At 72.1% G+C, this 11214-nt stretch carries 8 protein-coding genes and 1 pseudogene; 4 read left to right on the plus strand and 5 right to left on the minus strand.

Going from position 1 to position 11214, the window contains the following annotated elements:
* The first annotated feature begins 145 nt into the window (after positions 1-145).
* Entirely contained in the window at positions 146-1633 is a 1488-nt protein-coding gene (locus tag EDD93_RS40745) for a transposase family protein (RefSeq protein ID WP_311318351.1), read from the plus strand.
* A gap of 135 nt (positions 1634-1768) precedes the next feature.
* Here EDD93_RS40745 and EDD93_RS35080 read toward each other — a convergent pair whose 3' ends face one another.
* A complete protein-coding gene (locus tag EDD93_RS35080) occupies positions 1769-2158 on the minus strand; it encodes a metalloregulator ArsR/SmtB family transcription factor (protein ID WP_123530305.1) in 390 nt (129 codons plus the stop codon).
* A gap of 182 nt (positions 2159-2340) precedes the next feature.
* Between EDD93_RS35080 and EDD93_RS35085 the strand changes: the two are divergent.
* Positions 2341-3636: pseudogene (locus EDD93_RS35085) on the plus strand (heavy metal translocating P-type ATPase); the annotation flags it as partial.
* A gap of 102 nt (positions 3637-3738) precedes the next feature.
* Here the strand turns inward: EDD93_RS35085 and EDD93_RS35090 are convergent.
* From EDD93_RS35090 to EDD93_RS35100, 3 genes are all read right to left on the minus strand, one after another.
* The gene (locus tag EDD93_RS35090) at positions 3739-4302 is read right to left on the minus strand and encodes a hypothetical protein (protein WP_123530306.1); all 564 of its coding nucleotides are present in this window, start codon (positions 4300-4302) and stop codon (positions 3739-3741) included.
* A gap of 176 nt (positions 4303-4478) precedes the next feature.
* A complete protein-coding gene (locus EDD93_RS35095) occupies positions 4479-5336 on the minus strand; it encodes an ABC transporter permease (protein WP_260256095.1) in 858 nt (285 codons plus the stop codon).
* Positions 5333-5947: an ABC transporter ATP-binding protein gene (locus EDD93_RS35100; RefSeq protein WP_123530307.1), complete on the minus strand. Its 615-nt coding sequence runs from the start codon at positions 5945-5947 to the stop codon at positions 5333-5335. The genes EDD93_RS35095 and EDD93_RS35100 overlap by 4 nt, the downstream gene beginning before the upstream one ends.
* Positions 5948-6262: 315 nt before the next feature.
* Here EDD93_RS35100 and EDD93_RS35105 point away from each other — a divergent pair, with 315 nt between their 5' ends.
* Positions 6263-7648 (plus strand): NAD(P)/FAD-dependent oxidoreductase, encoded by a 1386-nt coding sequence (locus EDD93_RS35105; protein WP_260256096.1) that lies wholly within the window; start codon positions 6263-6265, stop codon positions 7646-7648.
* A 70-nt stretch (positions 7649-7718) separates the two neighbouring features.
* On the opposite strand, the gene EDD93_RS35110 is transcribed toward EDD93_RS35105, so the two are convergent.
* Entirely contained in the window at positions 7719-9098 is a 1380-nt protein-coding gene (locus EDD93_RS35110; RefSeq protein ID WP_123530309.1) for a wax ester/triacylglycerol synthase domain-containing protein, read from the minus strand.
* Between the two features lie 903 nt (positions 9099-10001).
* Here EDD93_RS35110 and EDD93_RS35115 point away from each other — a divergent pair.
* Positions 10002-11213: an SDR family oxidoreductase gene (locus EDD93_RS35115; RefSeq protein WP_123530311.1), complete on the plus strand. Its 1212-nt coding sequence runs from the start codon at positions 10002-10004 to the stop codon at positions 11211-11213.
* The last annotated feature ends 1 nt before the right edge of the window (position 11214 follow it).

The raw sequence follows: 11214 nt of genomic DNA on the forward strand, positions 1-11214 counted from the left end.
GGTGTTGTGATTGTTCGAGGAGTCATGCGGCCGGTCCGTGACGCGGGAACAGGCCGCACGGGTTGGGTGAGTCGTGAGGCATACCTGGGCCCGTGCGGCCTGTTCCCATCCTGTCCTGTCCGGGGTCTCCCGCGCACACCTCGGCATGTTGCTCGAAGAACTCGCTCCCGGGTGGCAGGCCGGCCGCCAGTCAGCGCTGCGCGAGCGGCGGGGCGGAGACCGCCGGCGAGCAGCCGGTGCGGGACCCAGGCAGCGCCTGGTCCTCGTCAACCGATTACTGGTCACGCTGGTGCATCTGCGTCTGGGGCTGCCGCACGCTGCGCTGGCCGAGCTGTATGAGGTGGACCGCTCCACCGTCTCCGCAGCGGTCCGACAGGTCCGCCTACTTCTGGCGACCCGGGGCTTCGCGGTTCCCGACCGGCCCGGATTGCGGCTGGGGACGCGGGGGGATGTCTTCGCCTATGCCGATGCCGAGGGTGTGCCCTGGGGATCGACGGGACCGAGGCGCAGGTCCGCCGCCCGCGCGCGCCGTCCCGGCCGCAAGGCCTTCGTATCCGGCAAGAAGAAGCAGAACACCATCAAGACCACCACCTTCAGCGACGGGCAGGGCCGCACTCTGTTCAGCGGGGTGGTCCGGCCCGGCCGGATGCACGACCGGACAGCCGTGCGCACCGAAGGCCTCGCCGAACGGTTCCGCCAGCACCCGAACGTCAGGGCGGAAGTCGACGAAGGCTACCGGGGCCTGGCCAACGAGCCCCCCGCCCAGGTCAGCGCCCCGCCGAAGAAACCGAAGGATGACGCGCCAATGGGCGAGCGTCACGCCTGGCACGAGCAGCGGCGCCGCCAGCCATCGGCCCGGATCTGCGTGGAGCACACCAACGGCGAGTACAAGCAGTGGCGGCCCCTGCAACGGTTCACCGGCCGCCGCGAGACCTACACCGAGCCCCATCTCGCCATCGCCGGACTCGTCTCCGACCGCTCCGCCCGCAGGCCCACCCGCCGCAAGACCAGCACCGAACTGGTACTCGCCCGGCAGGTAACCCGCTGTTCACCCACCAGCCAACCCATCAGGCCGGCACACCCCGAACTCAATCGCTCCCAAGGTCGCAATCAGATTCCATCATCCGGGCCATGTCGGTCTATTGCATCAGCGGCCCTCACCCACCCCTCACACATCCCCCGTGGCGCCACGGCCGCCTCACTGCCGCTATTGCGCCCCAGGCGTGCGCGCCGAGGACGGCGAATCGCGCGGACGGTTCCTCGAACGAACTCAAGTCAATGTGTCGATACGGGAGTTCGGGGCAACCGAGCAACAAGCCGGTCACCGCCGGACCAGGCCTCAGGCCGATCGACTAAGGAGTGGGTCATGACGACGCAGTACGGCAATCACCAGACTGGCCAGCAGCCCCACGGCGCCCCGCGGCCTGCGACGACCGGCAACGTACTGAGCATCATCGCCATCGTGCTCGGAGTGATCTCGCTCCTCTTCCTGCCGATCGTCTTCGGTGTGGTCGGCCTGGTCCTGGCCATCGTCGCCAAGACCGTCCGGCACGAGCGGCTCGCGGTCATCGCCATCGTGGTCAGCGCCGTGGGCCTGGTCGGCGGCATGATCCTCGGAGCCGCTCTGGCCTGACGGACACCGGGTCCGAGGCTCGGGCCCGACGCGGATCGACTTCTCCGGCCGGTTGTTGCGCGCCACCAGCGGTGGCGCGCAACAACCGGCCGATGCTGTGCCCGCCCGGGTCGCGGAGGCGGCGGCCACCGTCGGTCAGGGACCGGCCGGCGCCTCCTCCGCAGGCGTCACCGGGGCGTCGCGGGCCCCCATCCGCAGATGCTCGACGTGGTACAGCGCCTGGTCGAGGAGTTCTGCCACGTGGTTGTCGTACAGGGCGTAGACGATCGAGCGCCCGTGGCGTTCGCCGGTGACAAGGCCGAGGTTGCGCAGCAGCCGGAGCTGATGGGAGCAGGCGGAGGCTTCCATGCCGACGGCCTCGGCCAGGTCACCGACCGCGCAGGGGCCTTCCTGGAGGCGGGCCAGGATGTAGAGCCGGGAGGGGGTCGCGAGGGCCTGGAGGGTGGCGGCGACGTCGGCGGTACCGACGGCGTCCAGGCGCTCACGGGTGGTGGAGCTGCCTGCGGTGTCGGTTCCATGGCCCATGGGAACATCATACCGACGACACATGAAGACCTATTCATGTGTTCTTGTATGGTGAGAACCTGTTCCCCTCCGGCCCGCGAAGGGTTGTTCTGTCATGTCTTCTGTCCTGGATCAGCGGTCCGCTCCGGCCCCGGCCGGACCGCGCCCGGCCGTCCCCCGGCGGCGTACGCGGATTCTGGCCCTCGGTGATCGCCCGGATCGTGAAGATGGTCGAGGAGGCCTCCAGGACCAAGGCCCCCACCCAGTTGTTCATCGAGAAGGTCGAGCAGCGGTACTCGATCGGCATGGTCGTCGCGACCCTGGCCGTCTTCGCCGTCCCCTTCGCGTTCGGCTCCCCGCTCCAGCCCGCCCTGCTCCGTGCGATGACCTTCATGATCGTCGCCTCGCCGTGCGCCGTGGTGCTGTCCACGATGCCGCCGCTGCTCTCCGCGATCGCCAACGCCGGCCGCCACGGCGTCCTCGCCAAGTCCGCCGTCGTCATGGAGCGCCTGGCCCAGATCGACGCGGTCGCCCTGGACAAGACGGGCACCCTCACCGAAGGCACCCCGCGCGTCACCGCCGTCCGCCCGCTGCCCGGGTCCGGGCTGGACGAGGACGAGCTCCTCGCCCTGGCGGCCTCGGCCGAGCACCCCAGCGAGCACCCGCTCGCGCGCGCCGTCGCCGACGCCGCCCGCGAACGCGGCCTCGCACCCGCGCTCGCACTCGTAGAGGCGGCCGGTTTCGTCTCCGTACCCGGTCAGGGAGTCACGGCCACTATCGGTGGGCGTCTCGTCCAGGTCGGCTCCCCGGCCCGCCTCACCCATGCCCGCACCCCGGACGCCGACAGCGCGGTACGTGTGCTCGAGGCCGAAGGGCGCACGGCGGTCCTCGTGCTGCGCGACGGCGTGCCTGTCGGGGTGTTCGGCATCACGGACCGGCTCCGCCCCGATGCCGGCGCGACGGTGGCCGCGCTCACCGAACTGACCGGCTCCGCCCCGGTCCTGCTGACCGGTGACAACGAGCGTGCCGCCCGCCACCTGGCCGCCGAGGTCGGCATCACCGACGTCCGCGCCGGGCTCCTGCCCCGGGACAAGTTCTCGGTGGTGAAGGCATGGGAGGCGGATGGACGGCGGGTGCTGATGGTCGGCGACGGCGTCAACGACGCCCCGGCCCTGGCCGCCGCCCACACCGGCTTCGCCATGGGCAGGGCGGGCTCCGATCTGGCCCTGGAGACCGCCGACGCCGTGGTCGTCCGGGACGAACTCGCCACGATCCCCGCCGTGGTGACCCTGTCCCGCAAGGCCCGCGGTCTGGTCGTGCAGAACCTGGTCATCGCCGGGATCTTCATCACCGCACTGGTGGCCTGGGACCTGATCGGCACGCTGCCGCTGCCGCTGGGCGTCGCCGGACACGAGGGCTCCACCGTCGTCGTGGGTCTCAACGGGCTGCGGCTCCTGCGGGAATCCGCCTGGCCCCGGCCCGGTCAGGACACTTCCTGAGCGGGGGCGTCATGACCGGCCGGGCGGGAGCGCCCCTGGCCGGTGCGGGAGCACGGGCCAGGCCCGCCCCGGCGGACGCCCCGCGCTCCCGTAGCGCGGCGGCTACCAGCCGGCCTTCACCCCGTTGTAGGCCGTGCGGCAGTCCGCGTTGGTGGCATCGGCGGCGAGCTTCTCCATGGAGTTCTTCCAGACCTGCTTGGCCACCTTCTCCATGTCACGGGTCGCTGCGGGCACGTTCGGGGCGTACTTCTTGATCGTCCCGATCGAGGACTTGGCGAACTTGTTGCAGACGGGCGCCGCGGCGTTCCGGTAGCGGGTGTCCAGCTCCCCGGCGACCGCCTGGCCGTTGTTGGTCGCCCAGGTGTTCCAGGCCGCGCACGCCGCCTCCGTGAAGACCGCCTGGTCGGCCTCGCTCAGACCCAGCACTTCGCCCAGCATGGTGTTCTTGGCCTTGTCGGGGACCGTGAAGTCCACGACGGGGAACTTGTCCATGGTTTCGAGCAGCGCCTCCTGACACGCCGGCGGCAGCGGGGCCGCCTGCGCGGCGGCCGGAGCGGCGGCGCGGGCGGTGGGCTCGGCCACGGCGCTGGAGGAGACGGTCAGCGCGGAGGCGGACAGGAGAGCAGCGGTCAGGACGGTGCGCCGGACGGTACGCGAAAGAGTCATGGGGGTAGTGCTCCTTGCACGGAAGGGTCTGTCGGTCCGGGCACCGCATCGGCGCCCGACGGCTACTGAACGATCACCGCATCCCGCAGGTCACGGACCCTTTCGGCGGGCCGGCCAGTGGCACAAAGGGGCGTCGGGCGTGCGTGCGACGAACCGCTCCCGGGGCCCGTCGGCGCTCAGGTGGGCCGTGCGCGCTCCGCCGGGGGGAGCGGCTCGGGCGCCCTCTCGGCGCCCGCGCTGTCGGTGGGAGACGGGACCCACGGCCGCCTCTCCGGCGGCAGCGCGTTCCCGGTCCGCCTGCGGAAGACCAGGAACCCGGCCGAGGCTGCGCCGAGGAGCCAGAGGCACTGGATCACGAGGCCCTGGACGGCGGAGGTGTCGGAGAACGCCGCCGACATGCCCGCCTGCACGGCTCCGTAGGTCGGCAGGAAGCGCACCACCGCGCTGTCGGACCCTGAGCTGGAGAGCGGGTTCTGCAGGGCGACATCGAGGATGCTGATCATCAGAATGGCGAACATGCCCTCCACCTCCCGGCGGAGTACCGATCCGAAGACCACGCCGAGCGCGCCGTACGTCATCGCGGCGCAGAACAGCGCCGCCGCCAGCAGGAGTGGCTGCCGCGGCGGCCAGGAGAATCCGACGGCTACCGTGGCGTACCCGGCGATCGCCGCGCACACCAGCGTGAGCGCGGCGAGCTTCGCGAGGACGAGGTGGTAGCGGGGGTATCCGGCCATCGCGAGCCGCCGGTCGAACGCGCCTCCGGTGAAGGTGGCCGCGAACATCATGAATCCGGCGATCAACGTGACCGCGTTCAGCGCGCCGGTGATCTGGGTCAGGTGGTTGCCGGGCGGGGACAGCACCTCGCCGGTGGCCCGCAGCCGGAAGGGGGCGAGCCGGTCGGGGATGGTCACATAGGCGAGGCCGATCCATACGGGGATGTACACGACCACCAGCAGCATCGCGAACCGGTTGCGGGCGTGCCCGATCAACGCGTAGCGCGACGCCGTGCCGAACAGGGACCAGTGCCGCCTCATGCCACCGCCTCCGCCTGCGGCTCCCGGCAGTGCAGGCGCCCGTCCTCCAGGCGCCAGAGCAGGTCGAGCCGGTCGATGTCGTACGCCAGGTGGGAGACGACCAGCACCGAGCGCCCGGCGTCGCGCAGTCCGGTCGCCAGCTCCCAGAATCGCAGGTACGTCTCCCAGTCGAAGCCCTGGTAGGGCTCGTCCAGGAGCAGCACGTCCGGATCGTGCATGAGCGCGAGGGTCAGATTCAGCTTCTGCCGGGAGCCCCCGCTGAGCAGGCCCGCACGCTGGTCGAGGTACTCGGTGAAGCCGAGGACCTCCATCACCTCCTCGGCCCGCCGCAGATCCGGGAGTCCGAACGCGCTCCTGAAGAAGTCGAGGTGCTGGCGGACGGTGAACGCGTCGTCCAGGACCACGGACTGCGGGCAGTAGCCGAACCTTCCCCGGTGCCGCACCGAGCCCCTGCCGGGCCTGAGTTCACCGGAGACGATCTTCAGCAGGGTCGTCTTGCCCGAGCCGTTCTCCCCGACGATTCCGGCGAGGGTGCCGGGCCGCAGCCGAAGGTCGACGCCCCGCAGAACGGTGTGCCGGCGGTAGGCGTGGTGCACATCTGTGACGTCCATCGTGTCGCTCCGTCGTGCCGGGCCCGGCTGTTGGCCGCTGAACTCGTCGGCGTCCTGCCGGTGTACGGGAATGCGTCGGCCGGGCGCTCGGTGGCGCGTCCGGTCCGCCCGTGCCCAACGAGCGGGCCGAGCGGCGGAAACGGTGCCGGCAGAGCGCCTGTCCCTCGCCGTCAACCCCGTGCACGAGGTGTCATCCGCGCGACGGGTCCACCGCTGAAGACCGGTTCCCGAGGCGGTGGGGTGGCTAGCGTGACCCGCTCCGGAGTGCCGCGATCGGTGTCGATGAAGGGTCGTTCAGCCATGCGGAGAACGTGTGTGATCGGAGCGGGCCCTTCCGGCCTGGCCGCGAGCAAGGTCCTCGCCTCGCGCGGTGTTCCGTTCGACTGCTTCGAGGCCGGTTCGGGCATCGGCGGGCTCTGGCGGTACGGGAACGACAACGGCATGTCGGGGGTGTACGCGTCGCTGCACACGAACATCTCGAAGGAGAGCATGTCCTTCTCCTCGCTGGCGATGCCGGACACCTACCCGGTCTTTCCGCACCACAGCAAGGTCCTCGCCTACATGGAGGACTACGCCGCGACGTTCGGCCTGCTCCGCCGCATCACGTTCGGCACGGAGGTCACCTCGGTGCGGCCGCTGGACGACGGCGGCTGGGAGGTCGCGCACCGGCGCCGAGGGGACACGGCAGCGCAGGTGGAGACGCGGCGGTACACCGAAGTGGTGGTGGCCAACGGGCACCACTGGAACCCCCGCCTCCCCGATCCCGCCGTGCCGGGGGCCGAGGAGTTCGAGGGGTCCGCCCTCCACTCGCACGACTACCGCACCCCGGAGGCGTACGCGGGCCGCCGGGTCCTGGTGATCGGCATGGGCAACTCGGCGTGCGAGATCGCGGCGGAGGTCTCCCGGACGGCGGCGCGGACGTTCCTCTCCGCACGCGACGCGACGCACGTGTTCCCCAAGATGCTGCTCGGCCGGCCTGCGGACCACCTGGTGTGGAGCCCGCTGTCCCGCATCCCTCGGTTCCTCAAGGGCCCGGCGATGGCGCTTCTCCTGCGCCTGACCCGCGGTGCCCCGGCCCAGTACGGGCTGGCCGAACCGGTCCGCGGGCCCCTCGCCGCCCACCCCTCCACCTCGGACGAACTCCTCGTCCAGCTGGCCAGGGGCGCGGTCACTCCCAGACCCGGCGTCAGCTCGTTCGGCCGGGACACGGCAACTTTCACGGACGGCAGCCAGGAGCCCGTGGACGCCGTGGTGTACGCCACCGGGTACTCCATCTCCTTCCCCTTCCTGGACCCCGGCGTCTTCGCGGCCCGGGGCGGCCGTACGGAGCTCTATCTGCGCACCGTGCCGCCCCGGCTACCTGGCCTCTACTTCATGGGGCTCGCCCAGCCTGCGGGTGAGGCCTTCCCGTTGCTCGAACCACAGGCCGAATGGATCGCCGGCCTGATCACCGGAACGATCGCCCTGCCGTCGCAGCAGGACATGACGCGGGCGATCAGCCGCGAGTGGCGGCTCCACGGACGGACGTATGCGCCCACCTACCGCCACGGGATCGAAATCGACGTCCGCTCCTACCACCGGGCCCTTCGCCGGGAGCTCCGGGCGGGCGCACGCCGAGCACGCGGGGGCGTCCCACCCCTGCCCGCGCCGGCCGCGCCCGGTCCCCGCTCCGGTCTCGGTCCGCCAACGGAGGCCACGTGATCCGTTCCGCCGCGAACCTCACAGGGTGCCCGACGGCGAACGCCCGGCCGCGCTCAGACCGGGGCCGCGCTCAGGCCGGGGCCGAGCTCTCCTCCAGCTCGCCCACGGCCCGCTCCCACAGCTCCGGCAGCGACTCCCCCAGCGGCAGGGCGCCGTCGACAACGAAGGACACCTCGGCCCAGTCGCCGAAGAAGGACAGCCCCACACCGAAAAGGTGTCCGGGCACGAGCAGGGGCAACAGGGCGGTGCCCGTCACCTGCGTCTCCCCCAGGCTCCCCTTCTCGGCCAGCGGCATGGAGGTGGCCATGACGTTGGTGACGCGCGGAGAGAGCACGCGTCGCAGATACCACTCGGTGGGGCGGCCCGGCATGAAGCGGACGAGGTCCTGAATGGCCTGCCGCCATGCGTCGCCCCGCAACTTGCCTGTCCTCGCCATCACATGGTCCAGTCGCCGCAGTGAGACGTCACCGTCGCCGGGCCCGTCCGGATCCTTCGACGCGGCCCCCACCGGCAGCTCCAGCGGCACGGCGAAGCAGCGGTTGCCCCACGTCTGGTCCTCGTCGGGGCGGCGAGCGTCGATGGGCAGCAGGGCCGTCACCCGGGGCAGAGCAACCCCGGCGCGGGCCGACCAGTCGGTCAACGCCCCGGCCAGCGCGGCCAGGTGCACATCGTGGGCCGAGCCGCCCCGCGCGGCGCCGATCCGGCGCAGGGTGTCCGCCGGTACCCGCCCCCGCGCCAGCCGCCTCTCCCCGGAGGGGGTGAAGACGGCGTCCGGGCGGTGTCCCCGTACGGCGAGAGAGCCCGCCGCGAACCTGATGGCGAGCCCTACGGCAGCACCCACCCGCCGTGGCACCCCGGCCCGGCGGCTCCGGCCGGGTACCGGGCGCGCCGACGGCTCCCCTTCGCCCAGGATGGCGCGGAAGGTCATGGCGGCGGCCGAACCGTCCTGGCAGGCGTGGTGGAAGCGGTAGCAGACGGCGTACGCGTCCGGTTCGTGCCCGTGGATCAGCCACATCCCCCACAGGGCTCCGGGCTCGAACGGGGCGTTGAGCGCGGTGTGCAGGGCACCGTCCCAGGCGGCGGGGCCGTCGGCGGCCACCTCGTGCACATGCCTGGCGATGTCGAATTCCGCGTCCGGCTGCCACTGGGGCCGCCGTCCGCCCTCGACCCTGCTCGTGTGCAGGGGCAGCCCGCCCAGACGGAAGCCCACATACGCTCGGAAGTCCGCCAGGGCCGGGGGCGGCCCGCTGAGATACGCGACACCGCCGCCGTCCCAGCGGACATCGGGCCGCCGACGCCCCAGGTTGAGGAACGCCCGGTCGACCGAGTGCGTGGGATGGCGGCGGGGCGACGGAACGAACGGGGCGGACGGCTCGGGCTGAGCGGGCTCGGCGGGTTCAGTGGACTCAGTGGACTCAGTGGACTCAGTGGGCTGTTCAAGACCGGACATGGGGTTTCGGAGCTCCGATTCTGGCCGAAGGCCACGACAGATCAGATCAGATCAGGTCAGGGCAGGGCCACCGCACGGCCACGGCTGGACGACAGCACCGGCGGCAGACGAGAACAGGTCATCCGTGCACAAGCGGGCGGACCGCAGGAGGCCGCCGCCACCGGGCCGCCGCACCTGCGGCCGTCGCGCGCGGCACAACGCTGCCCGGACCGGCAGGACAACAGACAGGACAACAGAATGACCACCGTCCGCAGCCGGTCCGTCCGGCCTCCGCACCCCGTGCCCGCCCCGGCTACCCGGTCCCGGTCGGCGCCGGGCAGGTCGCCCGTATCCGCACGCAGGCATCCGGGGGCCCGGTTCCCGTGCCGTGACCGGCCTGCCGCACCGCGCCACCCGCAGCCGCCGCCGACGCGGCTGCCCCCGGCACGCGCGTCCGGGCCCCTCGGCCGGTCCAGGATCCGCACCGGCAGGTTCGCTCGAAAGGAGGACGGGTCTCGGACCGCGCCCGTACGGCTCCGCACATGTCCCGTCGCCGTGTTCGACGAGGCGGCCGGGAGGGCTGTGAAACCCCTCCGAATCGGACGGCGCGCACGGTTCCCGGTGTGGCGTACTTCGTTCGGGTGAGCAGGGAGAATCGAGGCGGGCAGCCCGCCCACCGTCTGACATTGTGTGCCGTGCGCCGGAGGTCACCGGGCCGGGGCGGGCCCGGGAAACCCTGTCCGGACAGGGCAACGGACCGGTCGCACCGTGCGACGCGCCCGCCAGTGGCACCCCGCCTCGCAGGACGGCCAGTGGCACCCCGCTCTGCCGGCACCCGGTCGCCGTAACGGCGGTGCCCCTGCCCCCTCCGCTCCGCACACGGTCGCGGGACCGCCCCTTCTCACCGCCCTTGGAGCCACGCTCGTGCACGTCGCCCTCACCGGCGCCACCGGATTCCTCGGACTGCGCCTGTTACGTCGCCTGCTCGGCACCCACCCGACAGTGACGGTCCTGGCCCACGCCGGATCGGACGACGCCCTGCACCGCATCACCCGGTACTTCGAACTGACCGGCTCGCCCGAGGCGTTCATCGCCGAACTCCCGCGCCGGCTGCGAGTGGTGGACACCGATCTGGGGCAGCCCCGCCTGGGGCTGTCCGGGCGGGCCTTCCAGGAGCTGGCCGACGGTCTGGGCACGATCTGGCACAGTGCGGGCAGCATCAATCTGGAGGGCGATCTCCCCGAGCTGCGCCACATCAACGTCGAAGGCACGCGCCACGTGCTGGAGTTGGCGGCCGCCGGACACCGGACACCTCTGCTCCGCCACGTGAGCACCGCGTTCGTCGCCGGGTCCCGGCGGGACGGAGTGGCGTACGAGGACGAGCTGGACGACGCCTGCGGCTTCGAGAACGCCTACGAACGTTCCAAGTACGAGGCGGAGCTGCTGGTACACGCGTGGTCCCGGAAGCACGGCCGCCCGGCCCTGGTCCTGCGGCCGAGCATCCTGGTCACCGATCTGCCGCCGCACCCCGAACTGCCCTCGCATCCGCTGCTGGTCATCGAGCGGATCCTGCGGGACGCCCGGTGTGCGGCGGAACTCGCAGAGCCCGCAGAACCCCGGGAACCCGCAGAGTCAGCCCGGCCCGCACAACCGGCTGGGCCCGGCGACCCCGGGCCGGGCGGCCGGCCCCTCGTCCGGACGGTGGGGCACCCGCGCGGCCGGCTGAACCTGCTGCAGGTCGATCACGCGGCCGAGGTCATGGTGCGGCTGGCCGGACTGACGCCATCGGGCGGCGTCGACACGTACCACGTCGTCCACGACCGCGACGTGCCGGTACCGACGGTCGTGACGCTGCTGGAGCGGCTGGTCCCGCTCTCGATCGACCTGGTCGCCGCCAAGCCGGAGACCCCGTCGGCGCTGGAGGCCCTGCTGGACTTCTATCCGGGCATGACGGCCTACCTCGCCCACCGGCGGCGGTTCGACGACACCCGGGTCAGGACCCGGCTGGGGCCGACGGCGGCGTCGGCCCCGGTGAGCCTCGACTACCTCTGGTCCGGTCTGGCCCCGAGAGGCCGGCCCCTCGCCCCGGCGCCGGGCACCGCCCCGGCCGTCCTTCCGTCCGCCCGGTACGCCTGAC

This window comes from Streptomyces sp. 840.1 (assembly GCF_003751445.1).
In the GTDB taxonomy this organism is placed as follows: Bacteria; Actinomycetota; Actinomycetes; order Streptomycetales; family Streptomycetaceae; genus Streptomyces.

Coding starts and splice junctions, on each gene's coding strand:
- EDD93_RS40745 (WP_311318351.1), top strand. CDS start 146: ATGTTGCTCGAAGAACTCGCTCCCGGGTGGCAGGCCGGCCGCCAGTCA.
- EDD93_RS35080 (WP_123530305.1), bottom strand. CDS start 2,158: ATGGGCCATGGAACCGACACCGCAGGCAGCTCCACCACCCGTGAGCGC.
- EDD93_RS35090 (WP_123530306.1), bottom strand. CDS start 4,302: ATGACTCTTTCGCGTACCGTCCGGCGCACCGTCCTGACCGCTGCTCTC.
- EDD93_RS35095 (WP_260256095.1), bottom strand. CDS start 5,336: ATGAGGCGGCACTGGTCCCTGTTCGGCACGGCGTCGCGCTACGCGTTG.
- EDD93_RS35100 (WP_123530307.1), bottom strand. CDS start 5,947: ATGGACGTCACAGATGTGCACCACGCCTACCGCCGGCACACCGTTCTG.
- EDD93_RS35110 (WP_123530309.1), bottom strand. CDS start 9,098: ATGTCCGGTCTTGAACAGCCCACTGAGTCCACTGAGTCCACTGAGTCC.